At 42.0% G+C, this 24,085-nt stretch carries 26 protein-coding genes; 10 read left to right on the forward strand and 16 right to left on the reverse strand.

The window, feature by feature from the left end; genetic code table 11:
- Window position 1: 1 nt before the first annotated feature.
- Window positions 2–694: an ABC transporter ATP-binding protein gene (locus ABDD94_RS12285; RefSeq protein ID WP_345952492.1), complete on the reverse strand. Its 693-nt coding sequence runs from the start codon at window positions 692–694 to the stop codon at window positions 2–4.
- Window positions 695–913: 219 nt separating this feature from the next.
- On the reverse strand, window positions 914–1,699 hold the full coding sequence (locus tag ABDD94_RS12290) for a TerC family protein (protein WP_345952493.1): 786 nt from the start codon (window positions 1,697–1,699) through the stop codon (window positions 914–916).
- 162 nt (window positions 1,700–1,861) lie between these two features.
- Here ABDD94_RS12290 and ABDD94_RS12295 point away from each other — a divergent pair, with 162 nt between their 5' ends.
- The gene (locus ABDD94_RS12295) at window positions 1,862–2,311 is read left to right on the forward strand and encodes an Rrf2 family transcriptional regulator (RefSeq protein WP_345951795.1); all 450 of its coding nucleotides are present in this window, start codon (window positions 1,862–1,864) and stop codon (window positions 2,309–2,311) included.
- Window positions 2,312–2,356: 45 nt separating this feature from the next.
- Here ABDD94_RS12295 and ABDD94_RS12300 read toward each other — a convergent pair whose 3' ends face one another.
- Together ABDD94_RS12300 and xerD are read right to left on the reverse strand one after the other, a co-directional pair.
- Window positions 2,357–2,992: a peroxiredoxin gene (locus tag ABDD94_RS12300; protein WP_345951794.1), complete on the reverse strand. Its 636-nt coding sequence runs from the start codon at window positions 2,990–2,992 to the stop codon at window positions 2,357–2,359.
- Window positions 2,993–3,152: 160 nt separating this feature from the next.
- Window positions 3,153–4,052: a site-specific tyrosine recombinase XerD gene (gene xerD, locus ABDD94_RS12305; protein WP_345952494.1), complete on the reverse strand. Its 900-nt coding sequence runs from the start codon at window positions 4,050–4,052 to the stop codon at window positions 3,153–3,155.
- Window positions 4,053–4,094: 42 nt separating this feature from the next.
- Here xerD and aroQ point away from each other — a divergent pair, with 42 nt between their 5' ends.
- Both aroQ and ABDD94_RS12315 read left to right on the forward strand, forming a co-directional pair.
- Window positions 4,095–4,514, forward strand: coding sequence for a type II 3-dehydroquinate dehydratase (gene aroQ, locus ABDD94_RS12310; protein WP_345952495.1), 420 nt, complete (start codon window positions 4,095–4,097; stop codon window positions 4,512–4,514).
- A 78-nt stretch (window positions 4,515–4,592) separates the two neighbouring features.
- The gene (locus tag ABDD94_RS12315) at window positions 4,593–7,103 is read left to right on the forward strand and encodes a mechanosensitive ion channel domain-containing protein (RefSeq protein ID WP_345952496.1); all 2,511 of its coding nucleotides are present in this window, start codon (window positions 4,593–4,595) and stop codon (window positions 7,101–7,103) included.
- Here the strand turns inward: ABDD94_RS12315 and ABDD94_RS12320 are convergent.
- On the reverse strand, window positions 7,072–8,217 hold the full coding sequence (locus ABDD94_RS12320) for a glycosyltransferase family 2 protein (RefSeq protein ID WP_345952497.1): 1,146 nt from the start codon (window positions 8,215–8,217) through the stop codon (window positions 7,072–7,074). The genes ABDD94_RS12315 and ABDD94_RS12320 overlap by 32 nt on opposite strands.
- Window positions 8,217–9,101 carry a lysophospholipid acyltransferase family protein gene (locus ABDD94_RS12325; RefSeq protein WP_345952498.1) on the reverse strand — a complete coding sequence of 295 codons (885 nt, stop codon included), beginning with the start codon at window positions 9,099–9,101 and terminating at the stop codon, window positions 8,217–8,219. The genes ABDD94_RS12320 and ABDD94_RS12325 overlap by 1 nt, the downstream gene beginning before the upstream one ends.
- A 38-nt stretch (window positions 9,102–9,139) precedes the next feature.
- Here ABDD94_RS12325 and ABDD94_RS12330 point away from each other — a divergent pair, with 38 nt between their 5' ends.
- Window positions 9,140–9,751 carry a WbqC family protein gene (locus ABDD94_RS12330; RefSeq protein WP_345952499.1) on the forward strand — a complete coding sequence of 204 codons (612 nt, stop codon included), beginning with the start codon at window positions 9,140–9,142 and terminating at the stop codon, window positions 9,749–9,751.
- Window positions 9,752–10,879, forward strand: coding sequence for a magnesium/cobalt transporter CorA (corA, locus tag ABDD94_RS12335; RefSeq protein ID WP_345952500.1), 1,128 nt, complete (start codon window positions 9,752–9,754; stop codon window positions 10,877–10,879). It begins immediately after the preceding gene.
- On the opposite strand, the gene msrA is transcribed toward corA, so the two are convergent.
- The 3 genes from msrA to ABDD94_RS12350 are packed head-to-tail and all read right to left on the reverse strand — an operon-like array spanning window position 10,874 to window position 12,760.
- Window positions 10,874–11,536: a peptide-methionine (S)-S-oxide reductase MsrA gene (msrA, locus tag ABDD94_RS12340; RefSeq protein ID WP_345952501.1), complete on the reverse strand. Its 663-nt coding sequence runs from the start codon at window positions 11,534–11,536 to the stop codon at window positions 10,874–10,876. The two genes, corA and msrA, sit on opposite strands and share 6 nt — an antisense overlap.
- A gap of 18 nt (window positions 11,537–11,554) precedes the next feature.
- Window positions 11,555–11,800 (reverse strand): DUF3820 family protein, encoded by a 246-nt coding sequence (locus ABDD94_RS12345; RefSeq protein WP_345952502.1) that lies wholly within the window; start codon window positions 11,798–11,800, stop codon window positions 11,555–11,557.
- Window positions 11,801–11,827: 27 nt separating this feature from the next.
- On the reverse strand, window positions 11,828–12,760 hold the full coding sequence (locus tag ABDD94_RS12350; protein ID WP_345952503.1) for an MBL fold metallo-hydrolase: 933 nt from the start codon (window positions 12,758–12,760) through the stop codon (window positions 11,828–11,830).
- A 141-nt stretch (window positions 12,761–12,901) separates the two neighbouring features.
- Here ABDD94_RS12350 and ABDD94_RS12355 point away from each other — a divergent pair, with 141 nt between their 5' ends.
- On the forward strand, window positions 12,902–13,147 hold the full coding sequence (locus ABDD94_RS12355; RefSeq protein WP_345951783.1) for a hypothetical protein: 246 nt from the start codon (window positions 12,902–12,904) through the stop codon (window positions 13,145–13,147).
- 6 nt (window positions 13,148–13,153) lie between these two features.
- The gene (locus ABDD94_RS12360; RefSeq protein ID WP_345952504.1) at window positions 13,154–14,110 is read left to right on the forward strand and encodes an aldo/keto reductase; all 957 of its coding nucleotides are present in this window, start codon (window positions 13,154–13,156) and stop codon (window positions 14,108–14,110) included.
- A gap of 59 nt (window positions 14,111–14,169) precedes the next feature.
- Here the strand turns inward: ABDD94_RS12360 and ABDD94_RS12365 are convergent, their stop codons facing one another.
- A complete protein-coding gene (locus tag ABDD94_RS12365; protein WP_345951781.1) occupies window positions 14,170–14,979 on the reverse strand; it encodes a hypothetical protein in 810 nt (269 codons plus the stop codon).
- 172 nt (window positions 14,980–15,151) lie between these two features.
- On the opposite strand from ABDD94_RS12365, the gene ABDD94_RS12370 reads away from it, so the two are divergent.
- Window positions 15,152–16,441 carry a PQQ-dependent sugar dehydrogenase gene (locus tag ABDD94_RS12370; protein WP_345952505.1) on the forward strand — a complete coding sequence of 430 codons (1,290 nt, stop codon included), beginning with the start codon at window positions 15,152–15,154 and terminating at the stop codon, window positions 16,439–16,441.
- A gap of 72 nt (window positions 16,442–16,513) precedes the next feature.
- Here the strand turns inward: ABDD94_RS12370 and ABDD94_RS12375 are convergent, their stop codons facing one another.
- The 6 genes from ABDD94_RS12375 to ABDD94_RS12400 form a co-directional block, all read right to left on the reverse strand.
- Window positions 16,514–18,022: a choice-of-anchor I family protein gene (locus ABDD94_RS12375; RefSeq protein WP_345952506.1), complete on the reverse strand. Its 1,509-nt coding sequence runs from the start codon at window positions 18,020–18,022 to the stop codon at window positions 16,514–16,516.
- A gap of 109 nt (window positions 18,023–18,131) precedes the next feature.
- Entirely contained in the window at window positions 18,132–18,650 is a 519-nt protein-coding gene (locus ABDD94_RS12380) for a hypothetical protein (RefSeq protein WP_345952507.1), read from the reverse strand.
- Window positions 18,651–19,026: 376 nt separating this feature from the next.
- Complete coding sequence (locus ABDD94_RS12385) at window positions 19,027–19,320, reverse strand: hypothetical protein (RefSeq protein WP_345952508.1); 294 nt, start codon at window positions 19,318–19,320, stop codon at window positions 19,027–19,029.
- 45 nt (window positions 19,321–19,365) lie between these two features.
- On the reverse strand, window positions 19,366–20,115 hold the full coding sequence (locus ABDD94_RS12390; RefSeq protein ID WP_345952509.1) for an ATP-binding cassette domain-containing protein: 750 nt from the start codon (window positions 20,113–20,115) through the stop codon (window positions 19,366–19,368).
- Window positions 20,108–20,980 carry an ABC transporter permease gene (locus tag ABDD94_RS12395; RefSeq protein WP_345952510.1) on the reverse strand — a complete coding sequence of 291 codons (873 nt, stop codon included), beginning with the start codon at window positions 20,978–20,980 and terminating at the stop codon, window positions 20,108–20,110. Before ABDD94_RS12395 ends, ABDD94_RS12390 begins: the two co-directional genes overlap by 8 nt.
- Window positions 20,980–21,951: an ABC transporter substrate-binding protein gene (locus tag ABDD94_RS12400; protein ID WP_345952511.1), complete on the reverse strand. Its 972-nt coding sequence runs from the start codon at window positions 21,949–21,951 to the stop codon at window positions 20,980–20,982. Before ABDD94_RS12400 ends, ABDD94_RS12395 begins: the two co-directional genes overlap by 1 nt.
- Before the next feature lie 89 nt (window positions 21,952–22,040).
- Here ABDD94_RS12400 and ABDD94_RS12405 point away from each other — a divergent pair, with 89 nt between their 5' ends.
- Both ABDD94_RS12405 and ABDD94_RS12410 read left to right on the forward strand, forming a co-directional pair.
- A complete protein-coding gene (locus ABDD94_RS12405; protein ID WP_345952512.1) occupies window positions 22,041–23,183 on the forward strand; it encodes a methionine aminotransferase in 1,143 nt (380 codons plus the stop codon).
- Window positions 23,184–23,244: 61 nt separating this feature from the next.
- Complete coding sequence (locus tag ABDD94_RS12410) at window positions 23,245–24,024, forward strand: amidohydrolase (RefSeq protein ID WP_345952513.1); 780 nt, start codon at window positions 23,245–23,247, stop codon at window positions 24,022–24,024.
- Window positions 24,025–24,085 lie beyond the last annotated feature (61 nt).

Genomic DNA, 24,085 nt, shown 5'->3' on the forward strand with positions numbered 1-24,085 from the left:
ATCAGGCTAAAGTTTTTTCGTCAGATACGAGTTTGCCGCCTTTGATTTTCAAAATGCGTTGTGTTTTTCCTGCAAGCTCCAAATCATGCGTAACCAATATTAGGGTGGTACCGGCGTCATGGTTCAAATCAAAAAGTAATTTTTGCACACGCTCACCTGTTTCGGCATCCAGGTTTCCCGTTGGCTCATCAGCAAATAGAATTTTGGGCTGATTGGAGAACGCCCGTGCAATAGATACCCGCTGCTGCTCGCCACCTGAAAGCTGTGTAGGGTAATGATGGCTGCGAGTGGCCAGCCCTACTTTATCGAGCAGGTCCAGCGCCCTCGCCTTTATGTTTCGTTCGCCACGTAATTCTAACGGCACCATTACATTCTCTAAAGCGGTTAGTGTAGGGAGCAGTTGGAAGTTTTGAAATATAAAGCCTACAAATTGATTACGAACCTGCGCTCTCTTGTCTTCACTTAGGGTGTTTAAATTGATACCGTTAAGCACCACGCTTCCGCTGCTCGACCGGTCAAGCCCGGCACATAAGCCAAGCAATGTAGTTTTACCGCTGCCTGATGGCCCAACAATAGCGTTGGCTGAGCCGGTGGGAATTAAAAAGTTGATGTTATCGAGCACCGTAAGTGTTTTGCCGGCACTTTGATAGGATTTACTTAGGTCGGTAATTTCCAGTATATTTTCCACTAACAATATTTAATTAAGATTATTCTTATAGACTTTAACAGCTCGTATAAGTTACAACATTAATTATAGTTAGTTTAGTTTGTTGGTATTTTATGGCTGGAGTTTACAATGAGAAGATAAATTTTGCCTGCTTGTTATACTACCTGATGCATTTAGCATACCGTTACTTAAACTAAACTTAAATGCATTGCCGACACATGGCTTTGCATTTGCCATTAAAACATGCTACTTTTTGTCAGCATGATCAATCTGGTGTTTTTTGGGGAAATTAAATAAGATTGAGCTAATGACAGGAATAACAAATATGCCTACTGTGAAGACTGATATCCACATATCAGTCTGTTCACTATCAAGTGTTTTAGTTATTGGGGACTCAGGATAAAAGTGTGAGAACAAAGATGCTGAAAGTTTTAACCCTAAAACACCGATAACCAGGTAAGCTACCGTTTCCAAAAAGTGGAACTTTTCCATCAGTTGCACAAAGAACTGGGCTACGAAGCGCATAGCCAGAATTCCTATGAACACCCCGGTATATATCAGGAAAACGTGGTCGGTAAAGGCAACGGCGGCAAAAACGTTATCAATGGAAAAGGCCAGATCCATTATCTCAACCAGTGCAACCGTAGCCCAAAAGTTGCCCAGTGCCCCTACGGTTTTTCTGTAGAACCAGCTTTCTTCTTTTTTGATATTTTCAGTCTCGTCTTTATCAGCAGCTTTTCCTTTAAAATAGTTAAAGGAAAGGTAAAGCAAATAGAAGCCGCCTAAGGGCTTAAGCCACCAGATTTTAACCAGCCATGTGGCCAGCAACAGGCATATGCCCCTGAAAACATATGCCCCTATAATGCCATACCGTAAGGCTTTGCTACGTTGTTCTTTGGGTAAATCGAGCACCATGGTTGCCAAAACTGCCGCGTTATCTACCGATAGCAAACTTTCAATAACAATTAAGTTGAGGATTATTAACAGCCCTGCTTTAATGTCTTCGCCAAGTAAGGTGTGCAAAAAGTCCATATTTCAAAATTATTCTTTATTCACAATTCATCGAACAAAGAGTTACACTTCAAAAGCTTTAATCACTATTTTAGGTATTAACCACCTTAAAACGGCTATAACAGCCCGCATTTATACTTGCATGCAATATTTTTAATATAATTGTACTCCATTAAGTGATCTATGCTATCAAAAAAGACAAAGTATGCCATTAAGGCACTGATTGTATTGGGTAAGAACAAAGACAACCCACCCATGCAGATTGCACAGATTGCGGAGCTGGAAAAAATTCCAAAAAAGTTTCTGGAAGTAATCTTGCTTGAATTACGTAAAGCCGGCTTTTTATACAGTAAAAAGGGCGCTGGCGGTGGGTATGCCATCAATAAAGATCCAAAAGAAATTTATTTGGTTAGTATATTACGCATTACCGATGGCCCGATAGCTATGGTACCGTGCGTTAGCTTAAACTTTTACCATCGCTGCGAGGAATGCCATAACGAATCAACCTGCGGTATTCGCAGCATGTTTTTGGACATCCGTGACGCAACACTTAAAATCTTATCTGAAACCAGCATTGCTGATTTAATTGACAAGGAAGTATCGCTGGGAGATTCGGCGCTCATAGGATTATAAAACAAGTAAAAAAGAAAGGCCTCCTTTATCTGGAGGCCTTTCTTTTTACTTGTTTGGTTGCGGGGTCATTCGCAAATAGGGTTTAACTACCCGATGGCCTTTCGGAAATTTAGCAGGAACATCTTCATCTTTCACAGCAGGCGTAATTACCACGTCCTCACCTTCTTTCCAATCTGCAGGTGTAGCTACACTGTAGTTAGCAGTTAACTGCAGGGAATCGATCACGCGCAAAATTTCCTGAAAATTACGACCCGTTGATGCAGGGTAAGTAATTATCAGTTTAATGGTTTTATCGGGCGCTATGATGAATAACGAACGAACGGTTGCAGTTAAGGAAGCATTAGGATGAATCATATCCCAGGCCTCCGCTATCTCGCGGCTTTCATCGGCAATGATAGGAAAGTTCACTTCTACGTCCTGTGTTTCGTTAATATCGCTAATCCAGCCCTTATGCGACTCTACAGAATCAACACTTAAAGCAGCTACCTTCACATTACGTTTCTTAAACTCATCTGTTAATGCGGCTGTACGGCCAAGTTCCGTTGTGCAAACCGGCGTGTAATCTGCCGGGTGCGAAAAGAGCACGCCCCAGCTATCGCCTAAAAACTCGTAAAAATCTATCTCGCCTACCGAGGTCTGCGCTTTGAAGTTGGGGGCTTTATCGCCTAATCTTAAACTCATGGTTATTAATTTTTGTAATGTTATGATAAGTATATAATTGTTTAAAACGATTTCGGTTTTAAAAGCAACAACCAAAGATCATCTTGAACAAAGATAGAACACCCAAGCAAAAGTCTATAATATTGGTAGATTTTTTACATCAAAAGAACAGAACCTTTTCTCAACTACGGGGATGATATTGAATGATAGTGCTTTTTAAATAGTCACGATCTAAGTGTGTGTATATTTCGGTTGTGGTAATACTCTCATGCCCTAGCATCTCTTGTACAGCGCGCAGGTCGGCCCCTCCTTCAATAAGGTGAGTAGCAAAAGAGTGGCGAAAGGTATGCGGACTAATTTTTTTCTTTAGTCCTACATTTTCTGCCAGTTGCTTAACAAGCATAAAGATATATACACGTGTTAAACGGCTACCTCTCCGGTTTAAAAACACTATATCTTCTTCTCCCTTCTTTACTGAAGTATGCACGCGTCCAAATTCAAGCCATAATTGAAGAGCCTTTATTGCAGTACTGCTAATGGGTACCAAGCGTTCTTTATTACCCTTACCAGTAACCTTAATAAATTCAATATCAAGATATAGGTTAGAAAGCTTAAGTTCAGTCAATTCAGACACCCTCAGTCCGCAACTGTACAGTAATTCAACCATCGCTTTATTACGGGTGCCATCAGGTTTGGACAGGTCAACTACGGCAATAAGCTGGTTTATTTCATCATAACTTAAGGTGTCTGGTAACTTACGTTGAATTCTTGGCGACTCCAACAACTCAGAAGGATCTGCATTAACAACCTCTTCAATTAGCAGGTATTTATAAAACGCCTTAATGCCTGATAGAATACGAGCCTGGGTAGACGGAATCATACCCAACTCATTTACCCACTGAATAAAGAGCCGTAAATCGGATAATACTATATTATCAGGCGTTAAAATAGGTAATTGTATTTCAGCGTATTCGCGGAGTCTACCTATATCTCTACTATATGCTTCAATAGAGTTCTCCGACAGTGATTTCTCCAATTTTAAATAGTTCCGAAAACCTTTTATTGCTGACTGCCAATCCACCTGCTTTAAGTTTTGATGTTTTATAAGTAAGTTTGAAATGCTATGAAGATACAAATCATTAATGGTCCAAATTTAAACCTACTTGGTGTTAGAGAAAAATCTATTTATGGTGACAGCAGTTTTGATAACTACTTTGCTTTACTCCAGCAACGCTATGTCAACCATTCCCTCCATTACTTTCAAAGTAACCATGAGGGGGAGTTGATAGACAAACTGCATGAAGTGGGATTTGACTATGATGGCATTGTTTTAAACGCAGGCGCTTATACCCATACCTCTATCGCAATTGCCGATGCAATTGCCGCTATAACTACACCAGTTGTTGAGGTACATATATCTAACGTACATAAAAGAGAGGAGTTTAGGCATAATTCTTTTCTTTCGCCAAACTGCAAAGGCATCATAGTGGGCTTTGGGCTCGACGGTTATCGCTTAGCAATTGAAAGCATAGTAAGCATTTAATTAAACTTAATTGTAAGCAAACGCTTTGAGCAAGCAGATGTTAATACTTTATAAGTGCTCCACTTACTTCATGTGCTGATGCGTAAAATTCTTTTTTTCCGGCTAATTGCCTGTTGTCTTTTGTTGCTGGTTGGAATGCCTTACCATGCCATTGCACAATCTAAAAAGAAACGTTCTAAAAGTGTAAGCGACTCTTTGCGTGCGGCAATGCTGCGCCGCGATTCAATGATGAGGTATTACAAAACCTCAGACACATCAACTAATAATTTACTTCAAAGAATTGAGTATTACACACTATCTTTCAATCAGATAAGTAATAGATTAAGTAAAGGATTAGATACTGCAGATATAAGCGCACAGCTGCCAAAGCTGGAAAAGTTGACTACAATAGTTAGGAATTTAATTGTACGCGACCGATCAGGAACATTACGCTACCTGTATTCTATAAGGGATATTTTAACTAAGCAACAAGACAAGCTAGATGTTTGGCAGGAGGATTTAAAAGCCATTAATGACAAGCTGGCTGATACTGACGATCAACTGACCTTAATCAACCGGGATTCCATTTTTAGGATCTTCCCTGCCGATAGTACGTTGAGGCTTACCTTCCTGCAACAACGCGCGTCTATCGAAGTCAAAGCGCATAAGCTCGACTCGCTGAACAAGAAAGCACTGCTTCGTATAGGGCTAATGCAAAATAAAGTTACCTCTATTTATATCACTATACTGGAGGAGAAGGACCTCATCAACACCAAGATCAGGAACTTCAGCATTAATTCTTTTAATTGCGAATACGGTTATATCTGGAACATGCAATCGGCCAAAGGGGCTACGTTTGCATCGTCTTTAGAGCGTACAATTAGCATGAACATAAAGCTTTTTAAGCTGCTCAATGGCGAATCGCTTATGCATTTGCTTGGTTTAATGATATTGGCAGGCTTTTTAAGCTGGGTTATTTTAAACAGACGTAAAATTGTTAAAACTAAAAGGAACCCGTCCAGCATACTTCAACAAACACAATACGTTTCGGGCTACCCTATTGCCGCTGCGCTTTTAGTTACATCCTTACTTGTTCCTTATTTTTACGACCAGCCCCCTATGGTTTTCCTGGAAATTATTTTTCTGGTAACTATTACCTGTGTATTATACCTTACCTACAAAACTTGCCCTAAACCAGCTTTAAGCTATTTACATAAACTATTCTGGTTAACGCTGCTGTTCAGCATCAGTAACTTATTTGTGGAAGTGTCTACCGTTGATCGCCTTGCGCTTTTATTTTTATCTGCGGCAACCGCTTGGATAAGTTTCAGGCTCATTAAGCAAATTAACATAACCTACGAACCGTATATACCCTACAGCCGCTTTGCACTTTGGCTGCTCGTAATTCTTCAAGCTGCATCGGTATTATTGAATATAGCAGGCCGTTTTAGTTTAGCAAAAATTATTGGTGTTACCGCCGTATATAATTTTTGGCTGGCCATCAGTTTATACTACTTTGTACAGATATTAATGCAAAGCCTCTTCTTACAGCTTGAGGCGAATAAAATTGATAAGGATAGTATAAGCTCCTATCTAGACTTTAAATTGCTACAGGCCAAATTTAAAAACATCCTAAACATTGCTGCCGTGGTAATGTGGGTAGTTACTCTACTGCAAAATTTAAGCGTCGAAGACAATGCGTTTGAAATAGTGGAAAGCTTTCTGACACAATCGCGCAAATTAGGCGGCACCTTATTTACTTTCGGAAGCATTCTGATTTTCGTTGGCGTTATCTGGCTGGCATCTGTTGTGGCCCGCATCATCAGTTACTTTTATGATTTTGTTGGCCAGCACAAGCCAACCGAGTCTACCAAGCGCAAAACACGCACGTCACTCCTGCTTATCCGCATAGCAATATTCAGCGTTGGTTTCTTGTTAGCTGTGGGTGCCTCTGGCTTCCCGTTAGATAAGCTCACCATTATCATTAGCGCACTGGGTGTTGGTGTAGGCTTTGGTTTACAAAACATCGTAAACAACCTGGTATCGGGGTTAATACTGGCCTTTGAAAAACCTGTACAAGTTGGCGACGTTATTGAGGTTGCAAACCGCTCGGGCACTATAAAAGATATAGGAATGCGATCTAGCAAAATTGCTACAGGTAACGGCGCTGAGATCATCATCCCCAATGGTGATTTAATATCGCAGCATGTAATTAACTGGACTTTAAGTGATAGCAACCGCCAAGTTGAATTAAACATAAGTGTTGCCTACGGCTGTGATGTAGACAAGGTGAAGAACATTTTACGCAATTTACTGGCTAACCGGGATGATATTATGATTAAACCAGCTCCGGTTGTTTTTTTGGATAAGTTGGGGCCAAACACGGTTGATTTTAAAGTACAGTTTTGGGCAGCGGATATTTCGATGTGGCAGCAACTAAAAAGCCGCATCCTATCAGCCATATATAAAGCCTTTGAAGCTGAAGGAATTGAGATACCACAGCAGCGGCAAGAAGTGATTTTGCATGTGCCAAGCGGCACCTCTGCAAGCGCACAAGGTACGTTGCCAAGCTCCAATACTAATGAAAGTCCTGCGGATCCAGATCAGTAAACTTGGTTTTCTTTTTGGCGAAGAACTGCATTACAATACTCCGTTTGTACAGCCCTTTTGTATTTGGAACCATCATTGGCTTCTGATAGGTTTGATCCCTACCGTCTTGTCTGCTTGATGAAGCGTTGGAAACCGAATGACCGGCCAGCACCGCTTCGTTGCTATATAATTCGGTTTGCTGTTTCTCCGCACAAGCAACTTGTTGCGTTTTTTTAAAAAAGCTTCTTACAAAGCTTTGATGGGCCTTGCTTACGGCCCATGCGTCTTTACGTTTACCTTCACCCAAAAAGCGGATTAAGGCCAAAAGGTCCAGCCAAAAACGTATACCAATTACCCATGCACCGCGCATGGAAGGCAGGTTCTTTTTGAGCAATAAAAGATTGTTCCTGAAATTAAGATACGTTTTAAATGGATTTTCGGTATTGAGTGTACCTCCACCCACATGATAAACGGAAGATTGCGCACAATACATAACCTTGTAGCCGCAGTTCTTTAAACGCCAGCACAAGTCAATTTCTTCCATATGTGCAAAAAAGCGCTCATCAAACCCACCTACTTCGCGCCAGCAATAGCTTTTAATGAACAGTGCCGCACCCGACGCCCAAAACACCTCACCCGACTGCTCGTATTGTCCGTTATCTTCCTCTACCTCATAAAACAAACGGCCACGGCAAAACGGATAACCCAGTTTATCGATAAAACCACCGGCAGCACCTGCATGCTCAAAGTAGCCGGGCTTGTCGAACGCTTTTATTTTAGGTGCAGCTGCAGCAATGGAAGCATCGCCTTCCATCAATGCAATCACCGGTTCAATCCAATCAGGCGTTACCTCAATGTCCGAATTAAGCAGGACATAGTAGTCAGCTTCCACCTTGTTAATTACCCGGTTATACCCGCCGGTATACCCGTAATTCTGTTCATTCTCTATAACATCAATGTGGCCGGCATAACGGGCTTTAATAAACTCAACAGAACCGTCGGTAGAACCGTTGTCTCCAACAATCACCTGTAAGTTTGGCCAAGTTGATTGTAGTACAGAGGGTAAGAATTGTTGCAAGTGCTTTAAGCCGTTCCAGTTAAGTATTATAACAGCAACTTTAGGTGGTATATTCATCAGTTCATATCTTCTGGTTTAAACTTCCACCTGCGGTGAGACCATAACCAGTATTGAGGCTCTTCTTTAATAACATTTTCCAGATAATGCACATGTGCTTTTGTAATCTCGTACTCGGCAGTTAGCTTAGGGTTATCAAACAAAGGTACAAATGTACAGGAGTAATAACCACGTTTTACACGCCTTACGTCACAAAAAACAACCAAGCTGTCTGTTGCCTTGGCCAGCTTTTCCACGCCCAAAAAAACTGCCGTGGGCTGATTCAAAAAATCTGTGAAGTACGTAGTTTCATCACGGGATGGCGTTTGGTCGCCCGCTAATACGGTAAAGGTAACCTCGTTCCGGTGGGCAACCAGTTTACGGAAGGTACTTTTCATCGGCACCAAATGTGCACCAAAGCGTGAACGCATATTGTAAAAAAATTCATCGAACACTGGGTTTGACAGGGGCTTGTACGCAATGATGCATGGCCTTTCAGTAATCAACCCCATTCGTAAACAGCCACTTTCCCAGTTACCATAATGTCCTACTGCGCCTATGATACTTTTTCCCTGTTTAAATGCTAGATTTTCTTTTAGGTACTTATCCTCTATGCGAACGCGCTTAATCACCTCTTTTTCCGAGAGCGTACACAGCTTTATAGTTTCCACTACCAAATCGGCCAGGAAACGAAAGTATCTTTTTTCAATGGCTTTGCGCTCATTAAGTGACTTCTCAGGGAAAGCGTTAGCTAAATTTTCTTGTACAATTTTACGCCGGTAGCCAATCATATAGTAAAGTAATACGAAAAGCACGTCGGCAATCAGGTATAATAAGAAGTAAGGCAGCATAGAAAGCAGGTATAGTAAACCCACCCCTAGCCTTGAAAAACCTTTTCTTATCATTACTTTCGCAAAAAATTAAGCTACAAACTTAAAAATATATGATGGAAAACGGCGCCTTATTGCCTATGTTTTATTTACCGCCGGTATCCTATTTCACGGCGCTTAATCAAAGTAAACCAAACATACTCATTGAGAAGCATGAGCACTTCCCTAAACAAACCTACCGTAACCGCGCAAATATATATTCGCCAGACGGTGTACTGGCGCTGGTTGTACCGGTAGTTAAAGGTGCAAAGGTGCATACGCCGGTAAAGGACGTAAAGATCAGCAATGACTTTGCATGGCAACGTTTGCATTGGATGAGTTTGCAGTCATGTTATCGGCGGTCGGCGTACTTTGAATTTTATGAGGATGAGTTTGCACACTTTTATGAAGAGCAATTCACCTTTTTGTTTGATTATAACGAGCAATTGCTTCATCTATTACTGAAGTTTTTAAAGCTACCGGTTAAGCCGCAGTATACCAACGAATATGAACGCAACTACCCAATGCTGACCGACTACCGTAATAACATACATCCTAAAAAAAATGTACCCTCTGAACAAAAACCTTATTTTCAGGTTTTTGAGGAACGGAATGGGTTTTTGAAAGATTTAAGTATAGTTGACTTACTTTTCAATCAAGGGCCGCAGTCTGTCAATTATTTATAAATGACCAGCAAGCAGTATAAACGCATTACTAAACTAAAACGCCGGGCAGGCAATGTTGGCGACCGGCCTGGCTTGGTTAGGGTGCCTGATGGTGCGCTTAAACCACATATCAAAATATATTCATACAACGATAAGGAACTGGTTACTGCTGAAGGAGAGGACATCAAAACGATTTTAGATCAGTTAAACCGGTGTGCCAATCACACACATTGGATAAAAATAAATGGCCTGGGCGATGCCAGCCTCATTGAAGAAATTGGCAAACGACTTTCCATTAACGATCTGGTGCTGGAAGACATTATGAATACGCACCAACGGCCTAAGTTTGATGAGTACGATCAATATGTTTTTGCAACCGGCCGTATTATCACCAGTGATGAACAATGTGAGTTGAGCAACACGCAATTTTCTGTCATTGTGAAGGATAACATGGTGATAAGTTTTGAAGAAACATATGAAGAAAACTTTGAAGGCCTAGAAAAACGGTTAAATGCGCAGCAAAGCCCTATTAGGAACTTCGGGCCAGGATTTATATGCTACGCTTTATTTGATACGTTAATTGACTGGTATTTTGTGGTATTGAATCAAATTGGCGAAGAACTGGAGGCTATAGAAGACCGCATATACATAAACCCCGATCGTAGTATTATGTACGATACGCAGCGGCTAAAACGTATGCTTATTGTGCTGCGGCGGGCTAGCTGGCCAGAGCGTGACAAGATCAATGATATGATACGTACTGAAAGCCCGCTGATTACCAAGGAAACCAAAACCTATTTGCGTGACGCCTACGACCATTGTATTCAGATAATTGATCTGATTGAAAGTTATAAAGAGATTAGCGCAACTAATATAGACTTGTACTTATCCATGGTAAGTAACCGGATGAATGAAATCATGAAGGTGCTTACAATTATCTCGGTGATCTTCATTCCCTTAACATTTGTAGCAGGAGTTTATGGTATGAACTTCGCTCCTACCGATCCGTACACCAACAAACCCCTGCCGAATAACATGCCTGAACTCTACGAGCCCCATGGTTATCTATACTGCGTAGGCATTATGATTGTTATTGGGTTGCTACAATTATTTTTCTTTTGGCGCAAAGGCTGGTTTAGCCGGTTATAACTTCTGAAACTCGGGCTTTAACTGTGCTTTCATAACCCTGCGCATCTTCACAATTTTGGGCATCGAAACAGATGTTAAATAAGAATTGTCAGCCAGATGTAGCCTGTAATAGCCTTGATGATACTTTTCGGCTGGATAAAATACTTTGAACGGCTCCACCTGTGTTACTACTTTACCACTATAATGTTTTGTTGCGTTGATCTTGGCAATAACCTGTAATAGAGTCTGTTTTTCCTGCGGTGTACGGTAAAAGGCGATGGAACGATAGTCTGTACCCACGTCGGGCCCCTGCCGATTAAGTGTAGTAGGATCATGTGCAAAGAAGAAGGACTCCGCAAGTGTCGAATAACTTATCTGTTTGGGGTTATAATAAATCTGAACTACCTCAGCGTGGTTAGTAGTTCGGGTGCATACCTCTTCATAAGTAGGATTTTTTGTATTACCGCCAGCATAGCCTGATACTACCTTATTTACCCCTTTCAGCTCGAGCATTGCTTCGCTTAAAGCCCAAAAACAACCACCTCCAAAAGTGGCAACCTGTTCGTTGGGTTTGAGTTGCGGCACTGCAGCAAATTCATTCCGCTCTTTATAGGGTTGTCCGTTAGCACAACTGCCTAATAAAATAGCGGCAACCAGGTACATTACCAACTTCTTCATATCACCACCTACGTTAAATTATATCGTCCCAGACTTCAGTTTGCTTTTTACTGTTTGTAAGATGACATTAAGTCCATTTATCTTAATCTCGTATACAGTTGCAAGCATCATACCTAACTTGCCCGCAGGCATTCCTTTTTGGTGCATCCACTCCAGGTAGCTTACCGGCAAATCACACAATAAAGTACCTTTATGCTTGCCAAACGGCATTTGCATTTTAACTATATCAACCAATATCTGACTGTCTGGCTTTAAACTTTCCACACCGTAAAGGTAACAGAAAACGGCTTACTATTTTACCAAACCGCGGGTAACAGCAAAACCTGCTAATGCGCCCAGCAGGCCTACAACCACCTTAAACTTCGTTGTAGAGTGGAATGGAGGAACATACGTTACTCCGCTTTCATCAGCAACGGCGGCTTGCTCTGCGTAGCGGCCACCCGCCGGCACGGCAAGTTTTTCAAAATTATCAGCCAGATTACGTAATGCCTCTTGTAATTCGCGTCCGCGAACTACCGGGCCATGGCCAGTGGCTGCAATTCGTGGTTGTAAGTCAGCTAAAGTTCTTACTGATTGTGCTGCAGCTTCCCAATTAGTGGTCATGTAACGAGGCGGGCCAGAAATCTTTTTAATATTGTTTAACGCATAAAAGGCCGACTCGGGCTTGGTAGTCACAAAGGCATCTCCAACCACCAGTGTTGTATTCAAAGGCAGGAACAGCGATATGTGCCCCGGCGTATGCCCAGGGGTGTGAATTATTTTCCATTCAGGTATCTCAGGTACACCTTCGTTCACATCAATCACACGTAAATTACGGCTTATATCTAACGGCGCCTTGCGAAAAAAAACAGACATTAAAGACATAATACCCTCTCCAACAGTAGGATCAGCCGGTGGATATGATGATTTACCTGTTAAGTACGGCACTTCAAGCTCATGCGCATATACGGGTACATCCCAGTGCATAAGCAGGTCTTCCAATGCGCCTGTATGATCAGAATGTGCGTGGGTCAGAACAATAGCTGATGGTTTTGCACCCGCCCCGAAAACGGCTTCGGCAAATGCTATAATGCGTTTGGCAGAACCTTGCACACCAGCATCAACCAATACCCAGCCTTTAGGAAAACCGCGACGATTGGCAATTATATACACATTAACAAACATAATGCGCATACCCCAAACACCTTGAGCAACCTGAAAATATTTTATGTTATTAAGTTTCATCGGTTATTTATAATTGCCCTATTAACACCACCATAAATTAAAAGTTTTAACTGCCAAGTAATACACCGCCTAGGTGTAAAACAAATAGCCTGTTATGTGCATTATTGATAGAGTAATTTTAAATACCTTATAACTATATTTATGGAAAGACAGTTTGACGCCGTATTAACCGGTTCTGATAGCCCAATTGAGGGATTGGTAACCACTATCGATTATAGCGGTTACCCGCAGGCATATGAGTTTAAATCTATAGACGAGACCTTGCATTTGGTTATAGTGCAAGAGACGGACGGGCACTGGATAAGGGTAGCCGGTACAGAACCCTATTTAACCGGCTGGGTTGATGAGCTGGTAGAACAAATCAATCATACTTCTTCAATTGAGTAAATACCGATGAACAAAAGGGAATTAGGTAATTCGGGCATAAGCATTGCACCATTTGTTTTTGGCGGTAATGTTTTTGGATGGACTATAGATGAACGGGCGTCTTTTACATTGTTAGACGCCTTTGTTGATAATGGGTTAGATTGCATTGACACAGCAGATGTTTACTCACGCTGGGTGCCGGGCAACAAAGGTGGCGAGTCTGAAACCATTATAGGGAACTGGCTAAAAAAGACAGGGAAGCGAAACAAGGTTGTTATTGCAACGAAGGTTGGAAGCTCAATGTTGCCTAATGACAGTAAAAAGAACTTATCTAAAGCTTACATTATTAAAGCTGCCGAAGATTCGTTAAGGCGTCTGCAAGTTGATCATATTGATCTTTACCAATCGCACTATGATGATACGGATACGCCGGTGCAAGAAACCCTTGAAGCCTATGCGCAGTTGATTAAAGAGGGCAAGGTGCGCGCCATTGGCGCATCAAACTTCAGTGCTGGCCGCCTTGCCGAATCATTACAAGCAAGTAAAGAGCTTGGCCTGCCCAGCTATGCTACACTGCAGCCTGAATACAATTTATACGACCGTGAAGGTTACGAAAAAGAGCTTGAACCTATATGTAGAGACAACAATGTAGGCGTTATTACCTATTACTCATTAGCCAGTGGCTTTTTAAGCGGGAAATATAGAAACGAAGCGGATCTGAATAAAAGCAAACGTGGACAGGGCATTAAAAAATATTTGAACGAGCGTGGTTTTCGTATACTCAACGCTTTAGACGATGTAGCCAATAATTACAGCACAACACCGGCTGCTGCTGCCTTAGCATGGATAATTGCCCGGCCCGGCGTAACAGCTCCCATAGCCAGTGCAACGAGTATAGCGCAATTACAAGAGCTTGCTAAGGCTGTAAGTCTTAACCTTCCTTTGGATGTGATAAACCAATTAACCCAGGCAAGTGCTTATTAATAGTAAAGGGGACGCTGTAACAGCGTCCCCTTACTAAATATATGATGGAGTTAATCGGATTAGAATGAATACCTGTTTCCGGGAAGTTGCGGACGACTACTTCCTCCGTTGTTTTGGGTATACCTTTGTTGATAATTCCCGTTACGATTGTTACTATTTCCGTTCTGGTTATTTTCACGATTAAAGCCACCGTTTGAGGGTCTTCCATAATTGCCCTGGTTGTTATCTCTGCCTGGTTGTCCATTGTTTTCCCTGTTAGGATAACCACTCCTGTTAGGATAACCATTGTTGTTATTACTATTGCCGCCCTCATTAGGGCCCTGGCCATAATTACGGTCCCGGTCTCTACTCCTGTCTTCGTTTCTGTTGTTTCGATCCCAGTTGCCACGGCCGCCGCCGGCGTTGTTTGAATCATATGGCGAGCTAGGGAAACGACCATTGTATCCTCTGTCGTCACGTCTGTCTGGGGTTCGGTTAGCATATTGGTTATTGTTCCAACTGCGGCCACCGTTACTGCCATATCTACTGCGGTAATAATCGTGATTTGCATACGGGCGTTGCGCTCTCACCTCATAACGGCGGGCACTGCGCCAATCGTAATCATGGTACCGGCCAGGAAGGTACGCTCCACTTACCCAACGACGGTCATCGTCCATATAATAATAACAGTGTTCAGGTACAGAGTAGTAAGCTTCTACATCTGGCAGGTAGTAATAGTTGTCGTAAACTACAGCCGGAGGTACAGGCTTATGAACATTAATAACCAACGGGCCTATTCGTACACCTACGTTTACCCCTACTTGTGCACTTGCAGTTTGTGACAACAAACCTCCAGCAGCTATGATGATTGATAAGAAGAACTTTTTCATATATCCTGTAATTTGCATGTATGACAGGATAACAGACAGCAAGGTTTAAGGGGCTAAATAATATGCTTTGTAACATCTGTGTGTACATTACACAACCATGTATTTAAATTGTTATTTGTAAAATTTTAGGCCGCAAATTATAATGCTTTAATTTGAGCACAATCCATTATTTATGAAAAGAAAAGTAGCCTTGTCTTCTTTTATACCTATGCTGGCTGTTGCCGGCTTACTTTGGTATGGCGCCAGCCAGCAAAACACAATTACATCAGTAATTCCGGACGCTGATAACGCCGGTTTAAAGCTACCGGAAGGGTTTGGCGCCTTAAAGGCGGCCGATGGTGTTGGCAGAGCGCGGCATATAGCAATTACACCTGCTGGCGATATGTATGTGAAGCTTAACCGGCTTAATAAAGACGGTAATGGCATTGTATACCTGCACGATAGTAATGGTGATGGCAAAATGGAGGATGCAAAAGGTTTTGCCAATTACATTGGTACTGGCATGTACATTAAAGATAGTTATCTCTATGCATCATCTAACACCGAAGTTTTTCGATATAAATTAGACGATAAATACCAGATAGCAAACCCAACTCCTGAAAAAATAGTGACCGGTTTGATTGACCGCCATCAGCATGAATCGAAGTCGGTAGTGCTTGATAACGCAGGCAACATATATGTGAACGTTGGCGCTTACTCTAACTCGTGCCAGGTAAAGGATCGCAACCCTGGGTCTATGGGACGCGAAGGCTGCCCCATACTTGATTCGGCTGGCGGTATCTGGCAATTTAAAGCAAACAAGCTCAATCAAACTTATGGAGATGGCGTACGCTACGCAACCGGGCTGCGCAATGTTGTTGGCCTAGACTGGAATCAGCAAAACAACCAGCTGTTTGTGATGCAGCACGGCCGCGACCAATTGCACGATTTGTTTCCTAATCTTTACACTGTGCAACAATCTTCTATTTACCCTGCCGAGTGTATGTATGCCATTAAAAAAGGCGACAATGCAGGATGGCCGTATATTTATTATGACCAGGACCAACACAAGAAGATCTTAGCGCCCGAATATGGCGGCGACGGTAAGAAAGAAGGTGGTAAGGAAGCTATTGATCCATCTGTGGCCTTTCCTGGCCATATGGCACCTAACGGCTTGCTGTTTTATACCGGCAACATGTTTCCGGAACGTTATAAAAACGGTGCTTTTATAGCTTTTCATGGTTCATGGAACCGTGCGCCTGAACCACAGGCCGGCTTTTTTGTGGTATTCCAACCTTTTAAAGACGGAAAACCATTCGGTAAGTGGGAAATCTTTGCTGACGGATTCTCGGGCTCGACGGAGAAAACAGCAAGTGGTCGTGCCGATCACCGCCCGTGCGGACTGGCACAGGGGCCAGACGGATCGCTCTATGTAAGCGACGATAGCAAAGGAACAATATACAGAATACTATATAAAAAGTAACCTTAATAAAAAGGCGGACTGTTGAGTCCGCCTTTTTTATTAAACGTATCTATACTTAATAGCAACTGGCTTTTAAATCGTTTTTGGTGAGTAAACTTTCAGTACACCATCATCTTCACTACTCACTACCAACAAGCTCTTTTTGGTAGGGCTGTTTTTAGCAGGTATAATAAGTACACCTTCGGGCGCATCGCCACATTTTAGCAATTGCAGAAACACCGGCTTTTTAGGGTTAGTGATATCGTATACCGCTACTGCAACAGCGCGTTCCATTCCAACAAAGGCAACGTTTTTATTGCCAATCTTCCCTATCGTTATGCCTTCAGGTTCAATAGATTTATCATCACTCCGGGCATCGTCGTACACACCTGCGGCTACTGCTTTAACGTCCAGTTCGTTCATGCTATCAAATACCTGTGCTCCGGTATTGCCATTCCATACACTAAATGAGCGGGCCCCAAAGGAGTACAATGCATCGTAGTCGCCATCGCCATCAGTATCGCCCAGTGTGCTGGTGATGTTCAAACGCCCTAACTGCACATCGGTCTTTAAATCGTTGCGATTAGGAAAAACAGTAGCGTCAAGCGTAACGTCTTTTATGCGTTTGGCTTCGGTTAGCGCTGTATATTCACGTGCATCACCTTCGTTAGCAGTAAACAAATAAGGTATACCGCCCGATGTGAATACGGCAATACCGTCGGGCATAAAAATTCCTTTAACAGGCCACTTTGCTGCTACCCCTATTTTGTTGTCACGATCACTGGCGTCTATCTCGTTACCATTGGCATTGTAATCTTTAAATCCAAGTGGAAAGATGTTGGTAATAGTTTTAGTCACCAGGTCTATTTTGGCAATACCATTATTTTCTTGCAAGGTTACCCAAGCCGTTTTTGAATCTTCGGAAATAGTGATGTATTCTGGCTCTATGTCTTTAACGAAATCATTGCCCACACCAAAAACCCTGAAGCCCTGGGCTTTTAGCGCCTCTTTCTGACTGGCGAAGCCGGCAAAATCGAGCGTTGTGACAGCATAATTATTATCTACAGCTATGATAGACACTGTGCCAGCAGGGTCACTAGTATAAGTGGTATTTGGCTCGCCCTCATTAGCCGTCATGATGAATTTACCGTCGGGCGAAAAGGTTATCATATCTGGCAAAGAACCAACGCTAATTACTTTTATTTCGCTAAAATCACTTGTTTTAAACACTGCCACCTTACCAGGAGCCTGTTTATCAGCAGATTCAATAGCGGCAGCCAATTTGCCGTCGTAGACAGCCACACTATTTACAGCACCGCCGTAAGGGGCCATTTGTATGGAGGAGATAACTGCCATTTTAGATGGATCTTTGAAATCGATCACATCAATTTTATTTACAGTCCCGTTATTTACTACAAACAGGCGGTTTGTTGTCGGATCAAAAGCGCTGATCTCAGCTGCGCCGGCATCACCGATGTCTAATGTTCCAATTTCTGCAAATGTGGATGGATCCTCAGTAGGTTCAATCGGGTCCGCATTGTCTTTTTTCTTACAACCGGCAAGGATTACAGCCAGAAGGATAAACAGTAAATAATGTTTCATTCGGTATTTGAGGTTAAACACCAAAAATATTAACACATTATTAAGCCCTACACCTATTTAAATTAAGTGTTTGTTAACAAAAGTTTGTCTCTATAAAAGAGACAAACTTTTAAATTACGCTGTAACGGAATGCCGCCATACGTTGCTCTTTGCCGTCCAAACGCTGTATACTCTCCTCAAGATCTTCTACTCTTTTGGTAGTTACAGCAGTTAAGATCGCTTCCTGATAACAGGAACGGGCTAAACAAAATTGCTTGTTCTTTTCGGCATGCTTTCCTGCTATCTCCCAAATTACGGTATAGTCTACGCCGGGTATGTTCAATGCTTTAATTTTGATAGTTTCTAAAGCTCTTTCTAGATTCAGAAATGCAAGCAGTCGTATATAGTGCTCATATAGATCAGGAAACCGATCATCGAGATCGTTACAGGTTTTAAAACAGTAACCCGCCTGTTGGTAATCCTTCAGCTCATAGTAATATATAAGCCCTAAATGAAAGAAAGCACGAGCGTATGTTGGGTCGGCAGCAATGATCTCGTTAAGTAACTGCAGGCTTTTAGGAGATTCGCCATATTTGTACTCCTCAACCGCTTGCAGATATTTTTCATCTATTGTGTAAAAAATGTCCATATGGAAATGTAAGTGCCAGTGTCGACTGACCTTATTAAAAAAAGAAACTGATAGTTGATTAGTGATGCCTGTAAATACAGGCCAAAACGCAGAAAGGCTACTTCACAGTAAATACCCTCTGCACCAGCCGAATAGGCTGCTTAGGTAGCAATGTGCAGATATGGGTGAAGCGTAGCATCTTATTAAGTATTATAACGCAAAAGTAATAATTATTAACAGATTGCAAAATACTACCAAAAGAAAGGCACTGTAAGCTTTTTTAATAAAGCCAGGGATAAATGTTAATACGAAACTGTTCTCAGTTTCATATAAGAGAGTCATTGTATAACAACCCTCCTATTATCTGTTATATAGTAGAAAATCTTGGCAGCAGTTTTTAACTAGCCAAGCCTAAATCTGTTAAAGGTACTGAGGTTTGAGTTGAGGTAATTAAAGGCATGTTAACATTAACGTCCTGAATAACATAATGGCTTTTCAATTCCTTTTCACTCACAATAACGCTAAAGTCGTTAAACTTAACGCCGTCTTCGTATGGATATATGGTGTAACCGCGTTTGTTGGGGTCATATGAGCCTAATTCAAAAACTTCTTCGTGTTTTATGCCCTTAATTTTAGCGCCTTGCACTAACTGGTAAGCATCTTTTATTGGTGCAAACTGATTGTTCTTCATAGATGCACCTACCTATACAATTACTTTGCCACTATTTTCAGTTAATTAACCAAACCATTCAAATAAATCACTTTGCGTTAAATTTAATTTATTTTCACTGTGTATATCCTTTAATATACGCCCTTCAGCCATATAAATTAACCTATTGCCGTAGGTATGAGCGTCTTTAAGGTTGTGGGTGATTAAAATAGCGGTCAGTTTGAATTGATGAATGAGACGGTTGGCTGTTTGCATAACTAAATTAGCTGATCGCGGATCAAGTGCAGCGGTTGGTTCATCAAGCAACAATATCCGGCAATCGTCCATCACACTCATCAGTAAGGTTAAAGCTTGCCGTTGGCCACCCGATAAGGTGCCCATGGGCTGCATCAATTTATTTTCGAGTCCCATGCCCAATACACTGATTTTGTCCTGAACCTTTGCTTTAAAAGCACTATTGGTGCCAATACTTAAACCCTTTTTTTTAGTGCGTAAGGCGGCCACACGAAAATTGTCCAGAATGCTTAGATCAGGTGCAGTACCACTGAGCGGGTTTTGAAATACACGCGCTATCCACCTGCTGCGTTCGTAATCAGGCAAGCGCGTAACCAAATGGGCATCTAATTCAATCTTACCCGCCGATGGTATAATGCTACCGGCAATCAGATTCAGCAAAGTACTTTTACCTGATCCATTTGCGCCTACTATCACCAGGTAGTCCTCGCTCGCAATATCCAAATTTAAATCCTGTATGGCTTTAACCTCGTTGGCCTTGCCGCGGTTAAATGTTTTATTAATGCCCTCCAGCTTAATCATACCGTTTTATTAATAACAACCTTGGTAAGCTTACAATAACCAGCACAAGCACAGCTGTTACCAATTTAAGTAAATTGGCATCAACACCCAACGCAAGCGTTATAGCCAGCACCAACTGAAACACTATTGCACCTAACAATATCAGTAACAAGCTACACAGCACTGATGTTATCTTAAACCAGTTAATCAAACTTTCGCCAATAATAACCGACCCCAAACCGATAATAACAATGCCGATACCCATACTTATATCGGCAAAACCCTGTTGTTGCGTTATCAAAAAGCCGCTTAGGGCAGTTAGTGCGTTGGCTAGGGCTAAACCGATTATCTTCATCCTGTCGGTATCTACACCCAGTGCTCTAATCATGGTCTCGCTGTTGCCGGTGGCACGCATCGCAATACCAAAATCAGTTTTCAAAATATAGCCTATAAACCCTGTAATTACCAATACAACTATCGTTAATATACCCAGCGCATTTAAATTAGGATCGATTGTTAGATTGACGACATTAAAGACCGACGGCATATTTACCAGCGGTAAGTTTGAACGCCCTGCTACCGAAAGATTAACAGAGTATAAAGCCGTCATCACCAAAATACCTGCTAAAAGCGCATTTATTTTAAGTTTAGTGTGTATGAAACCGGTTACTGCGCCGGCTAATGCACCGGCTAATAACACAATTATTAACGTAATGTATAACGAATTACCATGCGTTATCATAACACCTGTTAGCATACCGCCTAACGTATAACTACCATCAGTTGTAATATCAGGTATGTTAAAAATCTTCATGGAGATGTATATCCCTAGCGCAATGCCCGCAAAACACATTCCCTGCAGTAAGGCAGCTAAATAAAAGTCCATTACTTTACAGCTTCGAAATTGTTAGGAACGATTACATTATATTTTTTTGCGGCGTCCACGTTGTATACACGCTTTCTTACTTTAACCATCTCAGGCTTTAACCCGTCAGTTTTATGCGTTTTAAGATATTGCGCAGCCTGCAAGCCCGATTGGTAACCCCATTGATACATATCGGCCCCAAATGCTGCTACTGCACCTCGCTGTACCAAACCGGCTTCGCTGGTAAAAATAGGTACTTGCTTTTGCTCACAGTTTTTGTATATGGTTTCAAAAGCTGCAAATACGGTATTATCTGGATTGGCAAAAAATGCATCGATATTTTTTGATAGCAGCGACTGTGTAACCAGTTGTGCATCGGCCGATGAATTTAACGGCATCGCTATCAATGTTATATTTGATTTTCCGGCCAACTCCTTTATACGCTCCATAGCATCGGCCGATTGCGGCTCCGACTGATTATAGACCATTCCGATCAACAACTTTCCGGCTTTTGCCTTTAGTAATTTCGGTATCAGCATAAATGATGTGTCAATATAATGCAGGTCTTCAACTGTACCGAACAGGTTAGCCGGGGCCCTGCCTTGTGCATCAAGCAAATGTGCACGTTCTGGTGTAGGTGACACCATCATAAAAATGGGGATCGTTTTTGTTTTTTGAGCTGCAGTAACTGATGATAATGTAGTACTGGTGGCCAGCAAATCAACAGGTTCTGATACAAACTTATTTACAATCTGTGTCAGGGTCGGTATGCTGCCTTGAGCGTTCTGGTATTCTATTTTGATATTGCCTTTATCTTCGCTAAAGCCATTTTTTGCTAAAGCATCTGTAAAGCCGGACTTAGCCTGTGCAATGGTAGCATCTTCAAAGGCATCAACAAAGCCAACAATGGGAACAGTATTTTTTTCGGTTGATTTGCACGCCGTCATTAAAAGCACAGCAGCACAAAGTATAAAGTATGGATTGCGCTTCATTGCACTAAAGTAAACAATTGTAAAGCAGATGGCTTAATATCTTTATAAAGAAGCTCAATTTTACCCACGTTTAACTATTTTAGCCCTTAATGATACCTGTTTCTAAACTTCCACAAACCGGAACTACTATTTTCACTACAATGTCTGCCCTGGCAAATGAGGTTGGGGCTATCAATTTGTCGCAGGGGTTTCCCGACTATGATTGCGACCCTGAACTGGTAAGCCTGGTTAGCCAAGCTATGCAAAATGGCTATAACCAATACGCACCTATGGCTGGTTTGCAGCAGTTACGTGAGCAGGTAGCTTATAAAACCGAAAAGCTGTACGGCGCAGTTTATCATCCTGAGTCTGAAGTTACTATCACATCGGGTGGCACGCAGGCTGTCTTTACTGCAATATGTGCGTCTATACATCCTAATGATGAGGTAATTGTATTTGAGCCCGCTTATGATTGCTATGCTCCGGCTATAAAGCTGATGGGCGGTACTGTAAAATCGTTAGAACTGGAGCCGCCCGATTACCGGATTGCATGGGATATGGTGAAGCGATTGGTTAGCAACCGAACGCGTATGATCATCTTAAATTCGCCGCATAACCCAACCGCAACTATTTTACGCAAAGAGGATATTGATGAGCTGAGCACCATCGTACGCAATCGTGATATTTTAATTTTGAGCGATGAGGTTTACGAGCATTTAATTTTTGACGGCGAAGAGCATCATAGCATGGCCCGATACCCTGAGCTCAGGCAACGGAGCTTTATTGTAGCATCTTTTGGAAAGTTATTTCACACTACCGGTTGGAAACTGGGTTACTGTCTTGCCCCAGCTGAGCTTATGCATGAATTTAGAAAGATACATCAATACATTGTATTTAGCGCAAACACACCCATGCAGGCAGCTATTGCCCAGTACTTAAAAAACGAAAACAGCTACATGGGCCTTGCTGGCTTTTTTCAGCAAAAGCGAGATACCTTCAGACAGGGTTTAGCCCAAACCCGATTTGAATTGCTGCCTTGTTCGGGCTCTTATTTTCAGTCAGTTTCCTACAAGCATTTCAGTGATGTTAAAGACACCGAATTTGCCATAAATATAGCAAGGGAGCTCGGGGTGGCTTCAATCCCTGTTTCGGCATTTTATACAAAGGGCACAGATCATCATGTGTTACGCTTTTGTTTTGCTAAAAGACAAGAAACTTTAGATAAAGCCGTTGAAAGATTAATGAAGTTGTAATATTTTTTGTTACTTGCAGGCTATAACCTGCTGTTATTAACCAACTTATAAGCCATTCCTGATGGACAATTTAAAAATCACCACGTATCAAGGCTACCTTTTCTGGGAAAACGTTGATAAAAACCTTCAGAATATATCCTTGCGTTTATCGGGCATGCGTACGAACACAGACCTGATCATTTTGCCCGAAATGTTCAACACAGGTTTTACAATGAACGCTGAAAAATTGGCCGAACCCATGAATGGCAAAACAATGCAGTGGATGCAGGCTACTGCAAAAAAATATGAGTGCGTCGTTACCGGGAGCTTAATTATAGCCGACGAAGATAAATTTTACAACCGCCTTATTTGGATGAGGGCTGACGGCACCTATGAATGTTACGATAAACGCCATTTATTTGCGCTGGGAAAAGAACACCAAACCTATACAGCCGGCACCAAAAAACTGATTGTTGAACATAAGGGATGGAAAATTTGCCCGGCTATTTGTTACGACCTTCGCTTCCCTGTATGGTTGCGCAATGTTGGTGATACTTATGACCTTTTATTAATTGTAGCTAACTGGCCGGAGCGCCGCTCTTTACACTGGCGTACGCTCATCCCTGCACGGGCGGTTGAAAATCAATCCTATGTAATAGGCGTAAATCGTGTAGGACATGATGGTAATGAGGTTTACCACTCAGGCGACTCGACCTGTATAGACCCCAACGGAAACGTAGTATACTATAAGCGCGACGAAGAAGATGTATACACCTTTACCATTAACGCTGAAGAGTTAGAGAAAGCACGCCGCGCTATGCCTTTTTTAAAAGATGCTGATAGCTTTCATCTGGACGTTTAACTTCACATGCTTATCTTCTGTATAACACACTAAAACGCCTCCTTTCTGTTAACTTCTTTAG

Origin of the sequence: Mucilaginibacter sp. PAMB04168, from assembly GCF_039634365.2 — a bacterium.
GTDB lineage: Bacteria > Bacteroidota > Bacteroidia > Sphingobacteriales > Sphingobacteriaceae > Mucilaginibacter.

What these genes read in the sequence shown, in the direction of transcription:
- ABDD94_RS12290 (WP_345952493.1), bottom strand. Translation starts at nt 1,699, where the DNA reads ATGGACTTTTTGCACACCTTACTTGGCGAAGACATTAAAGCAGGGCTG.
- ABDD94_RS12295 (WP_345951795.1), top strand. Translation starts at nt 1,862, where the DNA reads ATGCTATCAAAAAAGACAAAGTATGCCATTAAGGCACTGATTGTATTG.
- ABDD94_RS12300 (WP_345951794.1), bottom strand. Translation starts at nt 2,992, where the DNA reads ATGAGTTTAAGATTAGGCGATAAAGCCCCCAACTTCAAAGCGCAGACC.
- aroQ (WP_345952495.1), top strand. Translation starts at nt 4,095, where the DNA reads ATGAAGATACAAATCATTAATGGTCCAAATTTAAACCTACTTGGTGTT.
- ABDD94_RS12315 (WP_345952496.1), top strand. Translation starts at nt 4,593, where the DNA reads ATGCGTAAAATTCTTTTTTTCCGGCTAATTGCCTGTTGTCTTTTGTTG.
- ABDD94_RS12320 (WP_345952497.1), bottom strand. Translation starts at nt 8,217, where the DNA reads ATGAATATACCACCTAAAGTTGCTGTTATAATACTTAACTGGAACGGC.
- ABDD94_RS12325 (WP_345952498.1), bottom strand. Translation starts at nt 9,101, where the DNA reads ATGATAAGAAAAGGTTTTTCAAGGCTAGGGGTGGGTTTACTATACCTG.
- ABDD94_RS12330 (WP_345952499.1), top strand. Translation starts at nt 9,140, where the DNA reads ATGATGGAAAACGGCGCCTTATTGCCTATGTTTTATTTACCGCCGGTA.
- corA (WP_345952500.1), top strand. Translation starts at nt 9,752, where the DNA reads ATGACCAGCAAGCAGTATAAACGCATTACTAAACTAAAACGCCGGGCA.
- msrA (WP_345952501.1), bottom strand. Translation starts at nt 11,536, where the DNA reads ATGAAGAAGTTGGTAATGTACCTGGTTGCCGCTATTTTATTAGGCAGT.
- ABDD94_RS12350 (WP_345952503.1), bottom strand. Translation starts at nt 12,760, where the DNA reads ATGAAACTTAATAACATAAAATATTTTCAGGTTGCTCAAGGTGTTTGG.
- ABDD94_RS12355 (WP_345951783.1), top strand. Translation starts at nt 12,902, where the DNA reads ATGGAAAGACAGTTTGACGCCGTATTAACCGGTTCTGATAGCCCAATT.
- ABDD94_RS12360 (WP_345952504.1), top strand. Translation starts at nt 13,154, where the DNA reads ATGAACAAAAGGGAATTAGGTAATTCGGGCATAAGCATTGCACCATTT.
- ABDD94_RS12365 (WP_345951781.1), bottom strand. Translation starts at nt 14,979, where the DNA reads ATGAAAAAGTTCTTCTTATCAATCATCATAGCTGCTGGAGGTTTGTTG.
- ABDD94_RS12370 (WP_345952505.1), top strand. Translation starts at nt 15,152, where the DNA reads ATGAAAAGAAAAGTAGCCTTGTCTTCTTTTATACCTATGCTGGCTGTT.
- ABDD94_RS12375 (WP_345952506.1), bottom strand. Translation starts at nt 18,022, where the DNA reads ATGAAACATTATTTACTGTTTATCCTTCTGGCTGTAATCCTTGCCGGT.
- ABDD94_RS12380 (WP_345952507.1), bottom strand. Translation starts at nt 18,650, where the DNA reads ATGGACATTTTTTACACAATAGATGAAAAATATCTGCAAGCGGTTGAG.
- ABDD94_RS12385 (WP_345952508.1), bottom strand. Translation starts at nt 19,320, where the DNA reads ATGAAGAACAATCAGTTTGCACCAATAAAAGATGCTTACCAGTTAGTG.
- ABDD94_RS12390 (WP_345952509.1), bottom strand. Translation starts at nt 20,115, where the DNA reads ATGATTAAGCTGGAGGGCATTAATAAAACATTTAACCGCGGCAAGGCC.
- ABDD94_RS12395 (WP_345952510.1), bottom strand. Translation starts at nt 20,980, where the DNA reads ATGGACTTTTATTTAGCTGCCTTACTGCAGGGAATGTGTTTTGCGGGC.
- ABDD94_RS12400 (WP_345952511.1), bottom strand. Translation starts at nt 21,951, where the DNA reads ATGAAGCGCAATCCATACTTTATACTTTGTGCTGCTGTGCTTTTAATG.
- ABDD94_RS12405 (WP_345952512.1), top strand. Translation starts at nt 22,041, where the DNA reads ATGATACCTGTTTCTAAACTTCCACAAACCGGAACTACTATTTTCACT.
- ABDD94_RS12410 (WP_345952513.1), top strand. Translation starts at nt 23,245, where the DNA reads ATGGACAATTTAAAAATCACCACGTATCAAGGCTACCTTTTCTGGGAA.